The following is a 22,412-nucleotide window of genomic DNA, read 5'->3' on the forward strand; positions in this document are numbered from 1 at the left end:
GGGGGATACTGAAGTGCGAAGACGTTGGAATACCGGCTTGGCCAAGCTATTGATTGCCGTATTGTTATTGCAATACGTACCTTTCTTGCATGGCGGGCTGAATGTGGCTCAGGCCGATGGGACCGTAACGGGGCAAACGTACGGTAACGGTACGGTGCAGACGAATATTTATGCGCCAACGCCGAAAACGGTTGCAGCTAAAACGGATAAATCCAAACTTATGGACTATACATGGGAGGAGATTAAGCTTAATCTTAAGCCGGATCCCAGACAAGCCGCATCGATGATTTATGACGAGAACGCCGGCAATGTGGTTATGTTCGGCGGCGTGGACGACAGCGGCGCATTGTTCGATGAAACATGGATTTGGGATGGAAGGGCCAAAACATGGACGGAGCTGCTGGACCGTAATCCCAGACCGCCTAAACGCAAAGGCGCTGTGATGGCTTACGACGCCGTCAGCAAGAAGGTGCTGCTGTTCGGCGGGGAAAGCAAGACGGGTGTGCTGAACGATACGTGGCTGTGGGATGGCATCAACGCCAGGTGGGAGCAAGTGACCGGACTGGCGGCTGTGCCTCCGGCTCGCGGCGGCTCGCAGATGGCCTATGACGGTGAGCAGCTCGTCTTGTTCGGCGGCTATTCCAGCACTGGCAGTGCGAAGACACTGCTCGGCGACACATGGCTGTGGGATGGAACGGCATGGTCCGAGGTACAGCAGCCGGCCCAGTCTCCGCCAGCAGCCTACGGGGGCCAAATGGCCTATGACGGGAATACGGCGGTACTGTACGGCGGCAATAGCGGATCGGTGACGAAGACCTACGTAGGTACGGGGGGGAACAAAGAAACAAAATCGATCACTCACGACGACAGCTCGCCTATGTTATGGAAATGGGATCGTACTGCCAAGTCGTGGAGCTCGGTCGACGGTCCGGAGTCTTACGGTCGCTGGGGCCACGCGATGGCGTATGACGGACGCCGCGCTGTGTTTTTCAGCGGAGAGCGGGACTATATCCATATGTATTACCCCTCTCTGGTAGAAAACTTGAAATTGCCTTCGAGCATGTATCCGGATATGAAAGGCAAGAGCGACCCTAATGCTGGTATTTTTGATTGGTCCGGCTCCATTGCCTATGGTTGGTCGGGCACCGGATGGGATAACTATCATTACACCTTCACGATGGAAGCACTGTATCAGAATGAACCGAGAAATCTGCCTTTTGCTCTCAGCTATGCAAGCATGGCGTTCGACGGCAAAAACTTCGTGCTGTTTGGCGGGAATCGGAATGAAATATCCGTTATGGATAAGTACGGTACCGAAGGCGGGAAAGTAGTCGATACGCTGCCCGCAGGCAATGTGAACGAGACCTGGGTGTTCGGCTACACGCCGCCAACGGCCCCAGGTATAAAGTTCGATACGGGTGTAGAACCTTTACCTACATTCGATCCTCAGCATGTGAACGATACGGTCAGCGTGATCACGAACGTGTATGACGATGGCTCGAGAACGATCGCTTCCAGAGGCGTAGAGTATCGCAAGAATGGAGACAGCGCTTGGACGCAAGCTCCGTTTACAGGCACGGAGCCGAAAGGAGTCGGTTCCTTCGAGGTTGTGTTATCTGGATTGATTTGGCAGCAGGAGTATGAAATCCGGGGTTATGCCGGTAACGAGATCGGGATGAGCTACACCGAAATCAAGTCATTTACTATGAAAGACGATCCGAATATGCTTCCCCCGGACGTCAGGTATGACCGTATCGGCGCTTCGTTCCTTCATGTCAAGGACAACAAGAGGCTGGTCGCTGTAGGTACGGGCGTCTCCAACCTGCTCCGCAAGCCTTTAGACAAGATTGATTATTACTTGCAGGGCGAGGACGGCAAGAAATACGTATTGGATTACAACGTCCTGAACGACCGCCAGTTGGAATTGACACTGAAACAGCCGGAGGACAAAAACGCGGAAAGGGTGGATTTGCCGCCCGGAAAGTATGATGTTTATTTAAATCATGCATTTTATACGCCGTACGTATTCCCGCAAGGGCTTACCGTGACGGCGCTGGACTTCTACAAGCCGCGCAACTTTGCCCGCGTAGAAGTGCCAAGCACTTCGGCAAGCAATGAAGTGAGCAGCCTGCTGCTGCAAGGTCCGTTTACGGAGGACCCGAATAGCGTAGGGACGTATACTTTGAATGACACGTCGGAGATCGTATCGATCAACGACACGGTGATGTTCAAGGGCACCCGCCTGAGCGTGACCAAGGGCAGCCCGTCCACGATCAGCGGTGAAGGCCGGCTGTACGTGAACGGCGGCGGATCGCTGGGCGCGAACGTGTCGTATACGATTCAGGACGGTCCGTTCACGATTTCGTCGGACAACTTCAGCATTGCCCTGAACAGCGCCGAGGCGACCGATTATTTGAACATGGGTATGCCGGTCAAGGCGAGCTCGCTCGTGTTTGCCAAGGACGGCCTGCGTCTGACCGGGGATCTGCAAGTCGGCTTGCAGGTCGGCAATCAGAACGTGACGGAATCGGTACCGGTCGATGGGATCAAATACCGCAACAACCGTTTTGATTTATCCGGTTCGTTTACGATGAGCAGCAAGTTTCGAGTAGGGCCGTTCAACGTCAGCGATACCCAATTTGTTATGGACAGCCGTGTTCCTTATGTCGGCGTTCAAGGCAAGGGCAGTTTGCCCGATACCGACATCAGCTTCGATCTGAGCATGAAGACGAAGCAGGGAAGGCTGGATGGCTTGAACTTCAGCATGTACAGTAAGGCGAAGCTCGCTTCGACCGGTCTGCAGGTCAACTACCTGTTCGGCAGCGTAGACCAGTTGGCGGACAAAACGCAGATTCCGCAGACGTTCGGCGTCAAAGGCTCGATCAATGACGTCATCGTGCCGGAGCTGAAGCATCCGCAAGCAAATTACAAGTTTAACCTGATCGGAACCGATACGATCGAGATGGACGTATCTTCTTACGGATTTAACGCCCGGGGGATCGAGTACTACTACTGGCTGCCTGTCAAAAACATGAACATGCAGACCGTAGTCAACCCGAGAACGGCGGGCATTAAAGGATTTACGGACCCGGGCTTCGCTTCGAAAGGCGACATCAACGTATTCGAAGTGGTCAAAGGGGCCATCACCACGTATTCCTTCAATAAAAAAGGTCTCAACGGAGTAATCAAAGGTACCGTCTATGTACCGAAGGGTATTCCGCGTATCGGCGGCGCGACAGTGAACAATGTCGCACTCAGCGTCAGCCCGACCGGCATGTCCGGCTCGTTCCGGCATAATGGGGTCGGCGCCAACGTGAAGTATACGTTCAACAACAACACGATTCTGTTCGAGGTGGAAGCGGAGCCGCCGAAGAAGTCGTGGTGGGAGAAAGGTCTGGACTTCATCAACAACGTGAACGATTTTATGGATGCAGCCGAACCGTGGCTGGACATAGCGGAAGAATTGTTCTTGATGAAGCCGGATTCCGGCAAGCAAGTGCGCATCGCCGCAGCGAATCCGCTCAAGCGTGTATTCGATTTGACAACGGTCGGTCTGACCTTCCAGCCGGAAGATACGACGCAGACGGACGTAAAAGCGCGGATGGCTGACGGACAACTGACGACGCTGGACCGTACGCCGCTGATGACGGCCGAAACGAATGCTTCGAACGGTCAAGTGACGACGAGCTTCAAGGTAGGGCGCTCCTACAATGCGCTGATCACACTGACGGGCGACCAGCCATCGGCTGCGTTGAGCCAGCCAGCCGGTTCGAATCAGACGCAAGAGCAGAAGGCGAAGACGGAGCTGTACTATGACAGTGCAAGCGACACAACCTTCATGCGCGTGTCGCTGCAGGAGGGAACTTGGAAACTTGCGACCGCCGGCAGCAGCCGCATCGGCATTCAGGAGCTGCTGTTCGCGGACGAATCGCTGACGCTGAAGACGTTGGCGGAGCTGTGGACGCAAACGCCGGAGCGAGCGGTCACCTCGCTTGTGATGGAAGAGCGCGGAATGTACTTGCTGAAAGTCGGCGCAGCGCAAGGAGAGACGATCGTCTACAAACCGGACGGACGCCCCTACAGCCTGCAAACGGCGCAAAATCAGCCGGACTGGAACACTTACCGCGATGCCGAAGGCAATCTGTATGTGCTGCTGAACGCCGTGGAAGCGGGAACGTGGATGATCAGCGCCGGGACGAGCCCGAAAGCGGCATTGTACCTTGTACCGTCGAATACGGCGATCGGGGATATCGCGCAGTGGGTGCAAGCCCAGGCTTACCCGACGGCGATCGAGCTGAACCGTTCCGACAACGGACAAGCGATTGTGGAAATATACGGAGCGGACGCTCAGACGAAGCTGTATATGCCAAGCGGCGAGCTGTACGCGCTGCAATCCGATCCGAATCAACCCGGCATGAATGCCGTTTATGATGCAGCGCAGCAGAAGCTGACCGTACTGCTGAACGGAGACGACTTAAGCGGACAATGGAGAGCGGTAAGCAGCGGATTTACAAGCGTCATTGCTTATAAATCCAGCAGGAAGCTGAAATCGGTCAAGCCGCTTCTGATGGAAGGGCGGTTTACCAAACGCTTCGAATTGGCGGAGCAAGGCGATTATATGCTGACGATCAGCGGAGGCAACGAAAGCACGGTCATCACCGCACCGGACGGCACGCCGTATACGCTGAACTTTACCACGCCGGACGGCAACGCCTACTTGCAGCCTGCAGCCGATCGAACGGCAAGCGGAAGCAACGGTACTGACCCGCTGCAGCAGACGCAAGTCGATACGCCGAACCCGGCCAATGACGGACGGGACATGCTGTACGTGTCGCTGCTCAACGCGCCTGCGGGCAAATGGAGTATCCAGAACGCGAAGAAAGTGGACTTGCAGATCCAGAAGCTCCTTCCGCAGCCTGCAATCAAGGCTTCGGTAACGGCCGTCGCCGGTGCGGACAACCGCATTCAAGTGACGTGGTCGATGGAGCATGCATCTCCTGACGCTCAAGTAACGGTGATGCTCACCGATAGCGCCGATCAATATATCGGAGAAGTGATTGCCGACGGTCTGAACGCTTCCGGCAGCAAAATCATCGACATCCCGGCGATGACAATGCCGGGCACTTACCGTCTCTCCGTGGCCGGAACCGGCGCAGACAAGCCGCCGGTATATGCGATTGCGGAAGGAACGGTAGAAGTAACCGCGCCGTACACGCTGCAAGCGCCGGAACGGCCCGAGGTGTTCTCAACCGGAAACGGCGAAGTGTCGCTGCGCTTCCCTTCCTTACCGGGTAACGTTATGTTGTACCGGGTATGGGCAGCGGGCGGAGCAAACGGCCAGACCGCCGTGCCGGTAATGGACTTTGCACCACAGCAGGGGAACGTGCAGGTGGCGGTCATTAGCGGTTTGACTGCCGGGTCGTCGTATACTTTGCATGTATCGGCCATGGGACAGGAGCAAGAGCGTCTTGTACTCAGCCCTTCGTCCGCAAGCGTGACGACGGAGCTTCCCGTTGCGCAGCCGGCCGCGTTGACCGTGGCGCTGGATGCGGGAACGCATGAGGTGCAAGAACGCGGATATACGTCGAGCGAAGGCAATAGCGAGACGATGTTCATTACATCGGCCGACCAGGCATCCTTGCGCGTTGCTTCCGACCAGAGTGCAGCGTTGACGCTGACCGTCAACGGGCAGCAGCTTGGCAGCGGTCAAGTACCTGCAGGCGGAACGCATACGTTCGCGCTGCATGAGCTGCTCGGCGTAGGCACGCTGAAAGAGCGCGATTACAGCGTGCTGATCGAAGCGGTCAATGAACGCGGCGACCGCAGTACGGCATACCGCAAGCTGTTTGTGGACCGCACCGGTCCGATGCTGATCGTATCCGGTGGGGATGACGCGCAGGGCAAGCGGATTGCGCTGAACGGCACCATAACGGCGGACAGCAAAATTTATATCGCCGGTCAAACGGACGCCGGAGCGAAGCTCGACATGAACGGGACGAAGGTGCCGCTTGATGACGCAGGACGCTTCGTATACTATGCTCCGCTCGATTGGGTGGCGCAAGCCGACCGCAACAAGTTTACGGTTACGGCTTCAGACGAGGTTGGCAATAAGACCGAGTCCGGCTTTGAAATTATGCGGGACACCGCAGATTCGATCCCAAGCTATCCTGGGGATCTGGCGGCATTGACGACCGGCGGCGCCACGATGATCGCGCCGTATACCTTCGGCAAGACTTCGTATCAGGCGGTCGCTTATTCCGGGAAAGTCCGCATCTATGCGGTCCCGATGGTGCCCTCCTCTGCGGTGACGATAGACGGTCAGGCAATGAACGGCAGCGGCTATGCCGAAATTGAGGTGCCGATCACAGGCCGCACCGTGCAAGTTCAAGTTCAGCCGACGAGCGGGACGGGCAAGACGTATACGCTGCAGATCAGCGGAACCGGCTCCGGCGTGGCCGCACTGCGCACGCTGAAGCTGAATGATGCGACGGCAGGGCAAACCGGCAAAGAGCTTGCCGCCCAGCCATTTACGGGCGGAGAGAATCAATACGCCGTTTATGTCGGCCATACGGTTGACAGCGTGACCTTGACGGCAGGCGCCTTGCAAGAGGGGTCCGTCATTAAGGTCAAAGGACAAGCGGTACAGAGCGGACAAGCGTCGCAGGCGATTCCGCTGAAAGTGGGCGAGAATCCAATTCCGGTGACGGTAACTTCGCCGGACAACTCGGAAACGCGAAGCTACCAGATCGCCGTATGGCGCGAAGCGAATAGCAACGCACAGCTCCAGCAGTTGGGGCTGGCGACGGAAGGAGCGGAGCTCGTCACCGCCTTCCAGCCTGCAAATACGCATTACCAGGTGCTTGTTCCGAATGGAGCCGAAGAGCTCAAGCTCTCGCCTTCAACGCAGCAAGACGATGCAACGATTCGCATGAACAATCAAGTGGTGGCGAAAGGCTCGGTTGTATCGATCCCGTTCAAGCGGGAACAGATGGTGCAGACGACAGCCGTTGAAGTAACCGCACAGGATGGAACGAAGCTGACGTATACCGTTTCCATGCTGCGCAAACAGGCTTCCCCTGCGAAGCCGCCGCTGCTGGCAAGCTTGCAGACGGACAGCGTGCTCGACGGCGCCTTCAATCCGTACAAGCTGAATTACGGCACGGTTGGCACGACGATCAGCGGCAACGTGGCCATTACGGCGACGGCCAACGATCCGGAAGCGACCGTAACGGTAGCGGACGAATCCTTCAAAGGCGGCGGCAGCTTCCTGCCTAAGCTGGAGATGGGGGATAACACCTTAATCGTCAGAGTCGAAGCGGCGAACAAGGCGGCTTCACAGACATACTCCATCGACGTGACACGCGTAGCGGAAGATTCTTCGGATGAACTGCTTCCTAATGCGCGACAAACGACGATTACCGGCGCTGTCGGCGGCTGGACGGATCAAACGACGATCGTCCGAAACCGTACGGAAGACGGGAAAGCGATCGATATCGTGAAGCTGGATGCTGAGAAAGCGAAGTCGATCCTCGACAAAGCGGTTCAGAACAAGGACAGCGTCGCGCGGATTTACGTGACGGATCTGCCGAACGCGCCTGCGGACGAACGGATTGTCAGCTTGACTGCGGACACCGTATCTATGCTTGCCCAAGGCGGCTTGTCGTTACAGGTCGTGCTGCCGGACGCACAGCTCTCCTTGTCGGCGGCATCGCTGCAGCAGCTGAGCAAAGACGGTCAAGATGTGTACTTCCGCGTCGTACCGGTCCGCAGCAGCACCGAGCGCGGTGAAGTCACTTCACGCGTGCAGACGGCCGAACTGGTACGCAGTGCGGCAGGGGACGGGCCGGTCACGGTCATCGGCCAGCCGGTGAAGATCGAAACGAATTACTCCGGGTACACGACCGAGCTCCTGTTCCCGCTGGATGCATTGACGCTGCCGGACAATGAGGCGGCCGCCAAGCAAGTCTTGTCGGAGCTGGCCGTATATATCGAGCACAGCGACGGCGACAAGGCGCTTCAGCAAGGTGAAATTCGTTATAATGCAGAAGGCAAACCAATCGGAATCGCGATTGAAATTCATAAATTCAGTACATTTACGATCATTCAGAAGCATCAAGCGGATGCGGCGAATGTGCTTGCGCCTTACTTGTCCGGCTATCCGGATGGCACGTTCCGTCCGGCGCAAGCGATCACGCGCGCGGAATTGGCGACCATTCTGCATCGCATCGGCGCACGCAGCACCGCAGGTCAAGCGGATGGGGCACAAGCGCAGGGCTACCCTGACGTTACCGCAGCCCATTGGGCGGCGGAAGCTATTGCCGCCATGCAGCGCTCAGGGCTCATGCTCGGCGACGACAACGGGCTATTCCGCCCAGACGATGCGATTACGCGCGGCGAGCTGGCGAGCATTGCGGCCAGATTGCTCCCGCAAACCGCCAAAGACGCGGCTCAGTCGGGCGAATACAGCGATACCGCAGGCCATTGGGCACTCGAAGCGATCAAGCAAGCTTCGCAGGCGGGCATCTTGTCCGGCTATCCGGACGGCTCCTTCCAGCCGGATAACAAGCTGAACCGCGCGGAAGCAGTCAAAGTATTGAACAAAGTATTCGGACGACCGGCGGCGAACGTGCAAGCCTCGAGCTGGCCGGACGTGCCGAAGGACCACTGGGCCGTTCAGGAAATCGAATCGGCTTCCGGCACAGTGACGAAGCAGTCTGATGGCAGTGTATACGTAGTACCAAGCCATTAATTAGGTAACGGCAAAGCCCATGAGCGCTAACATGCTTATGGGCTTTTGTTTTTGTTTCCCCGAGCCGACATCATGCAGGCATTCGGCGCATTTTTCGCAAAAGAAAGCACATGCTTGACCTTCACATAATGTGATGGTTTACAATGGCGGTATCGAACCACATATGGGAGGGATGGTTGTGAATATCGGCGAGTTATCGAGAAGGACGGGGGTAAGCCTGCGGTCGCTGCGATATTACGAGGAGAAGCAATTGCTGACGCCTGCACGGCTGGAGAACGGATACCGAGATTATGCGGAGTCCGACGCGGAAAAGGTCGAATTGATCCAGCTGTATTTTAGCCTCGGTCTGACGGCGGGCGAAATCTTGGACTTTTTTGATTGTTTGTTTCAGAACGGAGGGAAGCTGCAGTGCCTTCCGAACGCGATTGAGTTGGGCGAACGAAAAATAACCGAAATCAGGAAACAAATCGAATTGCTGAGCAAAGCCGAGTCGCGGCTGGAGGAGAGTGTTGCCAAATGGAAGCATGTAATCGGCCGAACGGAGGGGGAGACGCAATGAATCCGATGAGTCAACGCATAGCGCTTGTGACCGGAGCAAACCGCGGAATCGGCAAAGAAATTGCCCGGCAGCTTGCGAGACAAGGCTTGCATGTCTTGGTCGGATGCCGTGACGCAGAGAAGGGACGGGATGTGGCCGATCAGTTACTTGAGGAAGGGGGATCGGCGGAAGCGATAGCCGTTGAAGTGAACCGTCCCGACAGTATTGCTCGACTGATGGACAATGTGACACGGCGCTACGGCCGTCTGGACGTTCTTGTGAATAATGCCGGAATCATTTTGGATCGGGGCACCTCCGTATTGCAAGTGGAGCGGGCGGTTATGCAGGAAACGTTCGAGACCAATTACTTCGGAGCGCTTCACCTGATTCAGGCCGTGGTACCGCTCATGAAGCGGCATCATTACGGACGGATCGTCAATGTTTCGTCGGCGCTCGGATCTTTTCAAGTGCATCGAGGCTTGCTGGGGCTAAAAGGCAGCTCGTCCGCCTACCGCATTTCGAAAACGATGCTGAATGCGCTGACTTGTCTGGCCGCACAGGAAGTCGAAGGCTGGGGCATCAAGGTGAACGCCGTTTGCCCTGGGCGGGTGCAGACCGATATGGGCGGGGCTGATGCGCCTCAGACAGTTGCGGAAGGGGCGGATACGGCCGTATGGCTTGCTACGCTTGCTGAAGACGGCCCGAACGGCGGCTTCTTCCGCGATCGCAAGAAAGCGGAATGGTAATGTACGTTATCACCTCGAAGCTGCAATGGAAGGCGCAGCATCCGATGAACGGTAACCTCCCGGCCATTTATGAGCTATGTGGGCAATACAAGGTACCGATTCTGCTGCATATCGACCCGCCTTTCGGAGAGCCGATCGCAAGGCTGGAAGAAGCGCTTCGCGCCTTTGCGCATGCCAACGTATATAATCCTCCCGAGCGAATCGAGAGCCTGCTAAGCCGCCATGCGAATGTGTACATTGACTTTTTTGCGGGGTTTACCGTTTATGACCCTAATAATCAATATGCTGTAGAAAGCTACATCCCGCTCATTCGGGAATATGCCGAACGCTTCTTCCTGAGCACCGATTCCGCCACGGCGCGAAACCTCGACTATGAAAAGGCGATCAACGCGATGTACGAGGTGATCGACTTGTGCGAGGATGACGAGGTCCGCGAGCGGATCGCGAGAAGGAACTTTTTGGAGATTATCGAGGCGCAGCCGGCTACCCGGACGCAAATCGAATGCATCGAGCGAAGCGCATTGGCGTACGATGTCAGGACGCTGAACAAACGAATCGCCAATGAGCTTATGATCGCCGGCGGGTTGGATAATCGGTAGGACATGGTGCATAGCGGCTGCGCGAACCGGCGTACATAAGAAACATAGGTTGCAAAAATAGCGAGCGAATTGCAACTTTCATCCGAACGTGAACGTTCATGATATGAAGCACATTTTCATAGAAACAGCGAAGAAGAGTGACATACTGCTGCTGCTATAGAAACCGGAGGTAGCGCAATGGCGCATATGCTCATCGTCGAGGACGAGCCTTCCATCAACGATCTGATTGCCATGAACCTGGAGCTCGTCGGCCATACCAGCGAACAAGCATATGACGGTAACCAGGCACTCGCATGTCTAACGAATAATACATATGCCTTGATCATCCTGGATGTGATGCTGCCGGGATTGGACGGCTTTGCTCTTATGGAGCATGTCGGCCAAGAGACGCCGGTCATTTTCCTTACCGCTATGGGCAATTTGTCCGATCGGGTCAAAGGGCTGAAGCTCGGAGCGGACGATTATATTGTGAAGCCGTTCGAAGCCGTGGAGCTGCTGGCGCGGATTGATGCGGTGCTGCGCCGAACGCAGCGGACGTCTCCTCTATTCTCGCTTGACGATACGGTGGTGAATCTGGACAGCCGGGTGGTCACCGTGGACGGTCAAGTGATGGAGATGACGCTCCGTGAATTCGAGCTGCTTGAGACGCTGATCAAGAACAAAAACATCGCGCTGTCCCGCGAAAAGCTGCTTCACCTCGTTTGGGGCTACGATTATATCGGCGAAACGAGAACCGTTGACGTGCATATCCAGAAGCTGCGCAAAAAATTAAACTGGGAGAACCGGATCAAGACGGTGTACAAGCTGGGGTACCGGCTTGAGGTCAGTCCATGAAGTTTTGGCAAAAAACGTTTATCGTCACCCTGACGGTATTTATCGTATCGATCAATATATGCTTGTACCTCGTCGCCAAATACTATTACACCCAGGATATGAAGCGGGATGCGGACAGGGCGCTGGGAGAATTCCATTTTATATCGAGAAACATATACCAGACGCTCGACAGCATGTACTTCAGGGATCAAACGATACCGGTACCCGACTACATGCAAAATGTCATGCGCTCGTATGCGGAGTATTACGCCAAGCAGCACGTTTATTTGCAGCTGTGGAACGCAGGCAAGCCGATCTTTTCCAACACGCCGCCAGAGGCTGACAGCGAGGGGAGCATCCAGCATCTCATGGAGGATGCCGATGGATCGAGCATACAGATGATAAACGATGTAAATTACTTGTTCATCGCCGGCAGCGTTAGCGAGCGCGATGGCCGCTATGCGCTGGTGTACGTGCGCGATAAGTCCGAGTTGTACGAGGAGCAGTCGCAGCTTACCCGCTACTTGATCATCGTAAGCATTTTCATGGAAATTGCGCTTGCCTTGGTGCTGCTATTGCTGCTAAGAAAGCTTACATCCCCGGTGCGTGCTTTGCAGCAAGCCGCTCATGAAATTGCCGGCGGCGTCTACGACCGCCGAATCATGGTCAAAGGCAGAGACGAATTCCAGGAGCTGGCCGCAAGCTTCAATCAAATGGCGGGCAGCATCCAGGAGAAAATCAATGAGCTGGACCGGACCGCACAAAACAAGCAGCGGCTCGTGGACAATTTGGCGCATGAGCTGCGGACACCGCTGACGGCGATACGCGGATATGCCGAATATTTGCAGAATGCCAGCGCCCGGGAGCAGGATCGCATCAAAGCGGCGAATTATATTTTGAGCGAAACGGACAGGATGCAGAACTTGGCCTTCAAGCTGCTCGATCTTGCGCTTCTGAGCAACAGCGTCATCGATATGCATTCGGTCGCCCCCCAGCAGCTGCTGGAATCGGTGAGACAGGCAACGGAACCTAAGCTGCAGGAACGGGACATCCGCTTGAACGTATCCTGTACGCTGCGCGAGCTGTCAGGAGATGCGGTGCTGCTGCAATCTTTGCTGATCAACCTGATCGATAACGCGGCGAAAGCATCCGCTCCGGGCGCTGCCCTTCGCTTATCGGCCTATGAAGAGGCGGCTCCGATTCTGGAAGTACAGGATTTTGGCTGCGGGATGGAGGAAGAACAGATCGCGCTCGTATGCGAACCGTTCTACCGTGTGGACCAAGCGCGTACGCGGCATGCGGGTGGCGCGGGACTCGGACTGGCGCTTTGCCGGCAAATCGCCACGCTGCACGGAGCCGAGCTGACCATTCATTCCAGGCCGGGAGCGGGCACAACGGTGCGGATCGTTTTTTACAACTCCATTACAACTCCCTGAACACTCGATGATACCGGGCGGGCTATGATAGGTTCGTAGTACGACAGAACAAACGGTAAGGGAGACGATCGGAATGGCAAAGATCAACAAAACAATGAACAAAGTATGGGTATTGGGCGTAGCCGTTGTGCTGGTTGCCGGAAGCGGCATCACCATGAATTTCGTCCTGAGCAGCAAGTCGTTTGCGGAGACCGGTAAACAGGTTATTGAACAATATAAGCCGGAGGACACTGTACCCGCTCTGGGCGCGTCCGGCCCAAAGGAAGCCAAAACGGAATACACGGTGATCGACCAGTCGAAATCATTGACAAAGGATGAGCTGATGAACTCTCCCAAAGTCCAAGGGCTCTCACCGGATGAAAAGAAGACGTGGGTCGATGGCGTGGAAGCGACCTATATCCCCAGCGATAAAGATCTTTCCGCAGAACAAGCCGCAGCGTACGGAGCGGCCGTCCTCAAACAATCGTTTGCAGCCAATCTTAGCGGGTATACCGCCCGGGCGATGTTTTTGAGAGGTGCGCTCCCAGGTACCGATACGTGGACCGTTTCGTTCGATCCGGCAGATTCATCGGGCCAAGCGAGCGGTTCTCCCGCAGCTACGGCCAAGTCGTATCATGTTTATATGAACGCCGTCAGCGGTACGGTAATCAACGCCAGCGCCTTCGATGAGACCACTTCGGAATCTGCGCCGAAGAAGGCTGACACGAGCGACCCGGCATGGCGTGACAAGGCGGAGCAAGCGGTGGCCGTTCTGCTGCCCCGCAATCTTTCCATCGTCAGCAGCAAGGTGGTAACGACGGAAAACCCGAGATTCGGCGTGCCGGTGCTATGCGAGCTGTCGAACGGTGCGGCCTATGTGGTAGGCATCTCTACCGAAAGCAAAGAAGTTATCAATCTGTACTTCTTCCAAAACGGATATGACGGCAGTCTGGAAAACTCGATCAATAAGCAAAAGGGGATGAAATAAAGCGAAGAAATCAACGCCAGCCAGAGTGCTGGTGAGACGAGCCGTTGTTTCCATCGGAAGCAGCGGCTTGTTGGTTGCCCATAATTTTTGTATTGAGATGTTTGGCAGTATCTGTTAATTTTAATGGTATGCGTAACTGGCGTAACGCAGGTCACTGCGGGGGAGCGCATATGGCATAAGCCGTACGCCTGGGCAGAGCATTTGATCGTCGATCAGGTGCTTTTTCTATTTTCAGACAAGGAAAGGTCAGGTGCATGGACATGAAGATGGCCTATGTGTTGTTTGACAAGATGACGTCATTGGATTTTATCGGCTTTCATGAGGCGGTGTCTTGGCTAAAGATGTTACAGGCCAAAGAGGGCGTATCGTGGGATTTGTGTGCGAGTAAAGACGAGATCACGGATGACCGGGGAATGACCTTGAAGATCAAACATGTCCTCCCCGATCTGTCCGGGTATGACTTGATCTTTATTCCTGGCGGATTATCCACCAGACAGCTGAGAAGCGATGCAGAGTTTATTTCCTGGATTCGGAGCGCAAGCGATGTGGAATACAAGGTATCGGTTTGTACCGGGGCGCTGCTGCTGGGAGCGGCGGGATTTGTAACCGGAAAACAGGCGACAACGAACCCTTCCGCTTACGAGCTGTTGGCGCCTTACTGCTCCGAGGTCGTGAAGGCCCGTATTGTCCGGGACGGGAATGTATTTACGGGCGGCGGCGTCTCCGCTTCCATCGACTTGGGGCTGTACTTCGTGGAATCGATAACCGGTGCCGACTTTGCACAGCAGGTTCAGAAGAAGTTGGACTACCCGTATTACCGGCCGGGCCAGCTAGCGGACGTGGTTATGCCTTACGGTCCGTAGAAAGGAGATCGATCTTGATGAAATCCATCACCATTAAAGCTCACCTTTCTATTTGACCATATCCATATATTGGACAAGCCATGGTACAATAGCAAAATGGATGTGAGATGACAGCGGCAGGCGGTGAAGCCAATAACGGAATTTGCCTATGGAGGAATCGTATTTAATCGCGAAGGAAAAGTGCTGATGCGAAGTCCGAGCGGTTATTGGGGAGGGTATGTATGGACGTTTGCCAAAGGCGGCGCCGACCCGGCCGATCGTTCGCCTGAGGAAACCGCATTAAGAGAAGTTCTGGAGGAAACCGGGCATGAATGCGTCGTCATCGCTCCAATCCCTGGTGAATTCCAATCGGATACGTGCATGACGAAATATTTTCTCATGAAGCCGACAATGCGAATCATTCAGCACGATCATGAGACCCAGGAAGTCCGATGGGTTGCCCCGGATCAGGCGTTCGATATGATCCAGTTAACCAGGACGGAGAAGGGGAGAACCCGGGATCGGAATGCGCTGCAGCGCGCAATTGAAACCAAAGCGTTATATGAGCCATATTTTGAAAACTGATTTGAACGCTAAGGCTGACAAGTTAACGCAATATCATTTTGAGGAGGAAGCTCGATGTCTTCTTTTATTAAAGTGCTGAATGAAGGTTACGTGCGGTTGGTAGACCACATGGGTTCCGATTTGACAGTTGCTAACGCTGCTCGCGTATCTTATGCGAAGCAATCCCTTGAGCTTACCGAACGGGATGTCAAGCTGATCAAATTCCTCGCTCGCGAAGGGCATACGTCGCCATTTCGTCATGCCATCGCACAATTCGAGGTATACGCGCCACTGATGGTCGCGCGGCAATGGTTATATGCAGCGTGAATTTTTCACTATATAGCCCCGACGGTCAGCGATGATCGTTCGGAACCGCGTGAACTCAGGGAACGTCTAAGGCTTAACAAGCTATGATCATCCTGAGCCAAGCCCTATATAAGCGGTTTCTTACTGCTAATAGGGAAGGTGCAACGACTATCCTTTACGGAGTAGGGTTCAAGCGAACTCGAAGCGCGCGGCATCTCTACAGGGAGATGATGATATAGTCTGTGCTTGCAGGAAACTGCAAGAGATATGACGGAAGCGGTCATGTCGTAACATAACAGGGAAGTATGTAGTTGGCTCGGCCCATTATGAAGGTACGGGCGACAGCTTGGACGCATGGAACGAATCAAGCCGCCGGTACATTACGGAAGAGCCGGTGTTTTACATCCCGCAGGCCGATCAGTGGAGATCCAAGCCCGAGAATTCCAAGCAGGGAAGCGGGGATCTGATCGCCTGGGAATTGGGCGAAAAGCATACGCGTGAATTGATGGGTTACATCGAGCTGGGCATGCAAAAATACGAGAACGCTTTGGCCGACGGTATCTGTGCCGAGCAAGCCCGGTTGTTCTTGCCTGCCTACGGCATGTACGTACGGTGGTATTGGACCGCTTCCGTGCAATCCGTCGCCCATTTCTTGGCGCAGCGGCTCGAGTATGATGCTCAGAAGGAAATCCAGGATTATGCCAAAGCGATTCTTAAGCTCATCAAGCCGCTCTATCCGATTTCATTGGAGCAGCTTATCTCGGATGGCAGCAACAAGGAAGGTTAATTGTCGTGAGAGGTGTTGCCGCGACGGTTCGCTTGCAAGAGCGGTCTTAAGGCGATTTCGTTAAGGCAAGGAGGGCGAGACGATGTCGAAATCTGTGAAAACCTACAATACGGCCGTGGAAGCGACGCTCGAAGTCATCGGGGGCAAATGGAAGCCCGTAATTTTGTTTTATCTTACCTTCGGCAAGAAACGTAACAGCGAGCTTATGCGGCTTATGCCTGCGGTGACGCAGAAGGTGCTGACGGAGCAACTGCGCGAGCTGGAAGAGGACGGGGTCATTCAGCGGATCACGCACAATACGGTCCCGCCCAAAGTGGAATATGAGCTGACGGCGTACGGGTGGAGCTTGAAGCAGATTCTCCATCTCATGTGCAAATGGGGCGACAACCACATTGAGCGGGTGTACGGCGATCAAGCGACGGTTCTGTCCGAAGCGGCGATGCGTTCAGATGGGCAATAGTTTGACCGTACGTACGGTAGTCGGCCTCTACCATGGAGACACCGTCTGCCTGAGAAAGTTTCACGGCCTCCATAAAAAGCTCACCGGTCTCTTCGATTCAGAGACCGGTGTTTTGTCATAGCCGATTAAGGGATCACCTTGCGTCTGCGAAGATCCTCAAAAATATCCATGAACATCGCTTCCGTGTCAATGAATTCGTGGAAGCCGAACCGCCGCGCTTTGGTGCCGTCGGCAAAGAAGTCGTAATCCCACGCAAACACGAAATCGCCGAACCGCCATGAGGATACGTCCTTGTAGCTGTTTTGCTCCAAACCGTATTTGTGAATCACGGCATCCCATAACGCCTCCTTATCCGACATGATCACTTCAAGCTGCATCGGCAGCGGAGGCGCCGTCTCCAGTTGAAAGTAAGCGGCAATCTTGGGCCACAGCTCATTCCAGCGGAACAGGTCGCCGTTCGTAATATTGAAAGCCTGATTGGCACAGCGCTCGTCCGTGGCCGCCCATACTGTTGCTTTGGCCAGCAATCCGGCATCGGTCATTTCCAGCAAGCTATGGTAAGCCCCCGGCTTTCCGGGGAAACGGAGAGGCAGTCCAAGCTCCTTCGACATCGAGGCGTAAACGGCGATGACCATGGCGAGATTCATGGGATTGCCGAGCGCGAAGCCGCAGACGACGGACGGGCGGAGCGCGGACCACGTCCAGGCTTTGCCGGGCTGTCGCTTCTCTAAGAACTGCTGCTGATCGATATTAAATTCCGGCGGCATATGGCCGGCATCCGTTTCGTGGGCCGGCGTCTTGAAGGGCCCCAGATGTGCACCGTACACTTTATAGCCTTGCATGAGACTGATATGCTGAAGTCCGGCGGCGACCGGTTCAATCGCTTCGACCACGTTCACGAGCATGGCGAGATTGGGAGCGACCAGCTCCGCCCACGTCGGACGGTCCTGATAAGCCGCGTAAAATATATGCGTTACCTCTGTCAGACGGCTCAGCTTGTCGCGACTATCTTTTGGGTCGAGCAGATCGGCGGAAACGTAGCGCACGCGCTCCGATGACACGCCGCCTCTTCACGACACCCCGATAATATCCCAATCCGGCAGCGTGACCAAATAGTCGATCAGATTTCTGCCGATGACACCGTTCGCTCCGACGACAAGCGCTGTTTTACGAAGAATTGTTGCTGTATTGCTCATATGAATCTCTCCTTTTCCTGTCCGGGTATACTCCCATTGTGCATCCCTTCGCCGCTGGTGAAAAGTACGCACTTTGAAGTCATATAGTAACCTTGAAGTAATAAATGACCGCTGGGCAATTTAACTATAGACAAATTTTCCGCAACAGGGTTGGAAGCCCATGGTAAACTAATGTAAAAGCAAGATCCGAATGTAGAGGAGAGCACTCCCATGATTGACATATTGCCAATGAAGCTTGAAGATGCATGCCGCATACGCGACATCGACCGATCGGAAATCATAGACCGGGTGTATCGATGCGAGGAAGGCACACTTGAATCAACCGAAGCAGGGCATGAATGCCCGAACTGGAGCGAGAACGACTATCGGGAAATCATCTCCCGCTTTGAGTACGAACTGACAAACAGCGGAACGGCGTTCGGCGCATTTGACGGGGAGCGGCTGGTTGGATTTGCCGTACTTGCCCATCAATTTCGCGGCAAGGACAAGAACCAGCTTCAGCTTGATCTGATGTATGTGACGAGGGAATACCGCAGACAAGGCATCGGACGGCGTTTGCTCGAAGCGCTGAGCCGGGTGGCGATTGCGCAAGGGGCAAAATCTTTATATATTTCATCGACCGAAACGGAGTCGGCGGTACAATTTTATACGAGCTGCGGCTCCAGGCTGACGCAAGAGGTGGACAAGGAATTGTTCGACAAAGAACCGTATGACATTCATATGGTCAGACCCTTACGAGGTGACGGCATGCTGCAGATGCGCAAAGCAACGATAACGGATCATCCGTTTCTAGTTCGCATCGATTTAAAGAACGACGGATATACCGTCGCGGAACAGAATGAGATGACAACGAAGCAGCTCGAAGCGCACAGCAACAAAATCGGGCTGTTTATTACCGATCCGAGCAAGGGCGCTTACATTGTCGAGGATTCCGCACTCCGGAAGCCGATTGCCTTGATCATGTACGCGATTGCGAGCAGGGATGCCACATATCCATGGAAGACCGTGTTCCATGAGATCGATCGCACCTTATTTCAAAGCGACGGCCGGTTTATGGAAGTTTTCCAATTGTGGGTGCATCCGGACTACCGCAGAAGGGGACTGGCGACAAGGTTAAAGCGCGAGCTGGAAGACGAAGCGAAGCGGCGAGAGGTGAATTTGATTTATACCCATACGGAGGAAGTGAACCGCCATGTGATCGAGCTGAACGAGAAGCTCGGCTATCGCGAGGTGCGCCGCGGTCCGATCTGGGATGAGGTTATTCGCGTCAGCTTGATCAAACAACTAAGCAAATAAAATGAAGGTCTGTTGCGAATGTATACGAAATTAAAGTAGAAGACCTCACATAAAGATCTACCAACCCAAGTTGCAGGGAGTGACCGGAATGATCGTGTTAAACTACGGGTGGCAGTTCGCCCTCGTCGTACTGTTGAGCTATTTTGCAGGTAATTTTTGCGCGGCTATCTTCATATCCAAGAAGCTGATTCAACAGGACATCCGGGGGCTGGGTAGCAAAAACGCCGGTACGACGAACATGACTCGCGTCTTCGGACTGAAATATGGAGCGGCTACGCTGCTCATCGATTTGCTTAAAGGATTCGCCTGCGTACTGGTCAGCAAAATGATGCTTACTTCCGTCGGAGGGCCGGATGCGGGCATGCTTGCCGGGTATTTGGCCGGTCTTGCCGTCATATTGGGGCATAATTACCCGGTGCTGCTTGGCATGAAAGGCGGCAAAGGGTTTGCGTCGGGCATTGGCGTCTTTATCGCCATTAATCCGTTGTTTACGCTGGTCGTCTTGTTCCTCGGTGTCATTTTGCTGTTCATTGTCGATCGAATGTCGGTATTCGCGTTAGCCTTTTTTGCGGTACAAGCTGTTTATTCATGTATCGTTCAGGCATACTGGTGGATTTCTGTCTTTGCAGGCGTGTATTTCATACTGGCTGTCATTGCCCACTGGCCTAATATTATACTTTTGGCTCGCGGCGAAGAGAGGAAGCTGGGATTGTTCAAGCTGATTGCTAGAGGAAGATAACTCCATAGAACGATAGGAAAAGAAAGTCGATCCATCGCGCAAACGGCCGAAACTTGCTTCGGCCGTTTGTATTTTGTTTAAAGGACGTTTTACTGCACTATATACCGAATGATCTCAACTTAACGTGAGTTCTGAGCTAACGCTATTCTTTACTGTAGAAAGAAAATAAAGTGTTAGGCCGTAAAATAAAGTACTGGACTGAGAAAATATAGTATTTGAACCACACTAAAAGTCACTGTGAAAAATAGGGGGATGCTAAACTTCAATATCCTTTAAAACTCCTCCTTTGAATCATGCAGACCAAGCGTACGCAAGTTCGACATTAGGAAGGGGAGCACGCACTCAATGAATTGTTCCGCTGGCTCTTCCTGCCATTGACACCACTTCACAACCACCCCATAAATCGACCAGCTTATCATCGTTGCGACCCATTCCATTCTCCGGCGCTCTTCCGCCGGGATGTCTTTGACATGCTCCATGCATGAGATGATGACATTGTACAGTTGTTGCTTGGCATTGTCCTCCATCGCCTGCGACAGGGTCCGCCGTGCATTCAGCTGTTTCGTCATTTCAATCTGCCACTCACAGACCGCCAGCATTAGACTACGCAACAGCTCTGTACCCTGCATTCGCGTACCAGGAGGAATCCGTGTAGATAGAATCTCCGTAAATGCACTGCTCATGGTCAACTCAAGCAATTCATATTTATCTTGATAATGGTTATAAAAAGTTGCCCGGTTCAATTCGGCCCGATCCATAATATCCTGAATCGAGAGGTCTTCAAAGTCCATTTCTGCGAGCAAATCCGTAAAAGCTTTCTGAATATATTTCCTCGTTCGTTTCGCGCGAGGGTCATTCGGGTTCACTAAACCCATCCCGCATCATCTCCTTGTCTCGCGATCCCCATGCCGGGAAAAATACGATTTCGATCGATTGTTGTCTACACAACAGATCGACTCTTTTGCTTATTGATTAATATTGGATATTGCTTTTAATATATTAATTGACAACTGTTGCCTAGTCAACGCATATAGCTTAATACATGGGAGAGTGTGAAAGATGAAGGATTTATTTATAGCAGGAGGCACTTCCGGAATGGGCAGAGGGCTGGCCATCCACTATTTACGCCAGGGCACCAGGGTGACTGTGACCGGCAGCAACCGTCTTCGGGGCAAGGAATTTCTGGACGAGGCTGCACGTCTCGGCGCCGTGGATCGGGTATCTTTTATTCAAGCTGATCTCTTATCATTGTCTGAGAATCGCCGTGTCATTCAAGAGGTTCAACAACGCCATGCATCGCTTGACGGACTGGTACTTACTGCGATGCAGCAATTTCCTAAACGGAAATTGACCCCAGATGGTTTTGAAAGCACATTTGCGCTCTATTATGTCAGCCGATTTATTTTGAGTTATGGTTTGACGGGATTGTTAGAGAGGGGGGCCAACCCGGTCATTGTAAGCATCGGAGGCACCGGAATGACGAAGGGAGTCGTACATTACGATGACCTTACCCTTCAACGGGGGTATGGTCTGCTGAAGGCGACTCTGCAGGGAGGACGGGCTAATGATTTGCTCGGGGTTGCGTATGCTGAGAACCACAAGACCGGGAAGACACGTTTCATCCTTAACCATCCCGGATATACCCATAGCGGCACGAATCATTTGACCCAGCCTTTCAAGGGAATACTGCGCGTAATGGGAAAACTCTTCGCACAGCCGGTGGAGAAGAGTATTCAACCGATCATTAAGCTGATGGACAACCCGTCGCCGCAGCCTCTAATCGCTTGGGACCGGACGAAGGCGGTTGATCTGAATCTTCCCACGCTTAGCAAGAAGGACGCGCTGAAGTTATATCAGCTGACCAAGCATATTCTTTAACATCCGGCTGGAATCGATGCTGGATACACCGCTATCGATTCCGGTAATCCGGAATTGTGGGATTAAGATAATGGAAACTGTAGGCAATAAAATATCAGTAGTCTAACACATTATTTTTGTTAGACAATCAATAAAAGGGGGATTGTGGTTCCCTCCTATATATAATGGGAATCAGAAAGGGTGGCTTGTTGTTCCATTAATTAATTCCATATTTTTATTCTTCAGCACTTGGACAAAAGTGGAAATAAACCAGTTGACAAAAAATAAAGTGATTTTTACAATGAAGTAGTAATATTATGGGAACCAGAAGAGAACCAGCGCAACAAGAAAAAGACAGTCATTGAACAATCGACAAACGCAATCAGGGGGTGATAAAGGGCTCTCTGCAGTACCAGAATCAATGATGAAAGCGCAATCATTTTTAAAGGTTCGGCAGCTATTGATGAATCCATCATAGCGAGGCTGCGGTGAGCATGAACTTATGGCAGCAATAAAA

The 22,412-nt window shown here is 53.6% G+C and carries 16 protein-coding genes, 1 pseudogene and 1 riboswitch; of the genes and pseudogenes, 15 read left to right on the top strand and 2 right to left on the bottom strand.

Annotated features, from left to right (window positions below; all coding sequences use genetic code 11):
• Window positions 1–13: 13 nt before the first annotated feature.
• The 12 genes from KXG62_RS19265 (at window position 14) to KXG62_RS19320 (ending at window position 16,807) form a co-directional block, all read left to right on the top strand.
• Entirely contained in the window at window positions 14–8,749 is an 8,736-nt protein-coding gene (locus tag KXG62_RS19265; RefSeq protein WP_218093633.1) for a cadherin-like beta sandwich domain-containing protein, read from the top strand.
• Window positions 8,750–8,921: 172 nt separating this feature from the next.
• A complete protein-coding gene (locus KXG62_RS19270; RefSeq protein ID WP_246627531.1) occupies window positions 8,922–9,308 on the top strand; it encodes a MerR family transcriptional regulator in 387 nt (128 codons plus the stop codon).
• A complete protein-coding gene (locus tag KXG62_RS19275) occupies window positions 9,305–10,033 on the top strand; it encodes an SDR family oxidoreductase (RefSeq protein WP_218093635.1) in 729 nt (242 codons plus the stop codon). The genes KXG62_RS19270 and KXG62_RS19275 overlap by 4 nt, the downstream gene beginning before the upstream one ends.
• The gene (locus KXG62_RS19280) at window positions 10,033–10,632 is read left to right on the top strand and encodes an amidohydrolase family protein (RefSeq protein ID WP_218093636.1); all 600 of its coding nucleotides are present in this window, start codon (window positions 10,033–10,035) and stop codon (window positions 10,630–10,632) included. Before KXG62_RS19275 ends, KXG62_RS19280 begins: the two co-directional genes overlap by 1 nt.
• Window positions 10,633–10,809: 177 nt before the next feature.
• On the top strand, window positions 10,810–11,466 hold the full coding sequence (locus KXG62_RS19285) for a response regulator transcription factor (protein ID WP_218093637.1): 657 nt from the start codon (window positions 10,810–10,812) through the stop codon (window positions 11,464–11,466).
• A complete protein-coding gene (locus KXG62_RS19290) occupies window positions 11,463–12,881 on the top strand; it encodes a sensor histidine kinase (RefSeq protein ID WP_218093638.1) in 1,419 nt (472 codons plus the stop codon). Before KXG62_RS19285 ends, KXG62_RS19290 begins: the two co-directional genes overlap by 4 nt.
• Window positions 12,882–12,954: 73 nt before the next feature.
• Window positions 12,955–13,848 (top strand): hypothetical protein, encoded by an 894-nt coding sequence (locus KXG62_RS19295; RefSeq protein ID WP_218093639.1) that lies wholly within the window; start codon window positions 12,955–12,957, stop codon window positions 13,846–13,848.
• A gap of 122 nt (window positions 13,849–13,970) precedes the next feature.
• Window positions 13,971–14,049, top strand: a riboswitch (ZMP/ZTP riboswitch).
• A gap of 59 nt (window positions 14,050–14,108) precedes the next feature.
• Complete coding sequence (locus KXG62_RS19300; protein ID WP_218093665.1) at window positions 14,109–14,711, top strand: DJ-1/PfpI family protein; 603 nt, start codon at window positions 14,109–14,111, stop codon at window positions 14,709–14,711.
• A gap of 123 nt (window positions 14,712–14,834) precedes the next feature.
• Window positions 14,835–15,275 (top strand): NUDIX domain-containing protein, encoded by a 441-nt coding sequence (locus KXG62_RS19305; RefSeq protein WP_218093640.1) that lies wholly within the window; start codon window positions 14,835–14,837, stop codon window positions 15,273–15,275.
• 54 nt (window positions 15,276–15,329) lie between these two features.
• On the top strand, window positions 15,330–15,581 hold the full coding sequence (locus KXG62_RS19310; RefSeq protein ID WP_425517359.1) for an FAD-dependent thymidylate synthase: 252 nt from the start codon (window positions 15,330–15,332) through the stop codon (window positions 15,579–15,581).
• 325 nt (window positions 15,582–15,906) lie between these two features.
• Window positions 15,907–16,347: an FAD-dependent thymidylate synthase gene (locus tag KXG62_RS19315; RefSeq protein WP_343223497.1), complete on the top strand. Its 441-nt coding sequence runs from the start codon at window positions 15,907–15,909 to the stop codon at window positions 16,345–16,347.
• An 82-nt stretch (window positions 16,348–16,429) separates the two neighbouring features.
• A complete protein-coding gene (locus tag KXG62_RS19320; RefSeq protein WP_218093641.1) occupies window positions 16,430–16,807 on the top strand; it encodes a winged helix-turn-helix transcriptional regulator in 378 nt (125 codons plus the stop codon).
• Window positions 16,808–16,932: 125 nt separating this feature from the next.
• Here KXG62_RS19320 and KXG62_RS19325 read toward each other — a convergent pair.
• Window positions 16,933–18,003: pseudogene (locus KXG62_RS19325) on the bottom strand (SDR family oxidoreductase).
• Between the two features lie 210 nt (window positions 18,004–18,213).
• Between KXG62_RS19325 and KXG62_RS19330 the strand changes: the two are divergent.
• Window positions 18,214–19,299 carry a GNAT family N-acetyltransferase gene (locus KXG62_RS19330; protein WP_218093642.1) on the top strand — a complete coding sequence of 362 codons (1,086 nt, stop codon included), beginning with the start codon at window positions 18,214–18,216 and terminating at the stop codon, window positions 19,297–19,299.
• Window positions 19,300–19,387: 88 nt separating this feature from the next.
• A complete protein-coding gene (locus tag KXG62_RS19335; RefSeq protein WP_218093643.1) occupies window positions 19,388–20,038 on the top strand; it encodes a glycerol-3-phosphate acyltransferase in 651 nt (216 codons plus the stop codon).
• Between the two features lie 272 nt (window positions 20,039–20,310).
• Here KXG62_RS19335 and KXG62_RS19340 read toward each other — a convergent pair whose 3' ends face one another.
• A complete protein-coding gene (locus tag KXG62_RS19340) occupies window positions 20,311–20,913 on the bottom strand; it encodes a TetR family transcriptional regulator (RefSeq protein ID WP_218093644.1) in 603 nt (200 codons plus the stop codon).
• A gap of 184 nt (window positions 20,914–21,097) precedes the next feature.
• Between KXG62_RS19340 and KXG62_RS19345 the strand changes: the two genes are divergently transcribed.
• Window positions 21,098–21,916, top strand: a complete 819-nt coding sequence (locus KXG62_RS19345; RefSeq protein WP_218093645.1) for an SDR family NAD(P)-dependent oxidoreductase — start codon at window positions 21,098–21,100, stop codon at window positions 21,914–21,916.
• Window positions 21,917–22,412 lie beyond the last annotated feature (496 nt).

Origin of the sequence: Paenibacillus solanacearum (assembly GCF_910593845.1) — a bacterium.
GTDB lineage: Bacteria > Bacillota > Bacilli > Paenibacillales > NBRC-103111 > Paenibacillus_G > Paenibacillus_G solanacearum.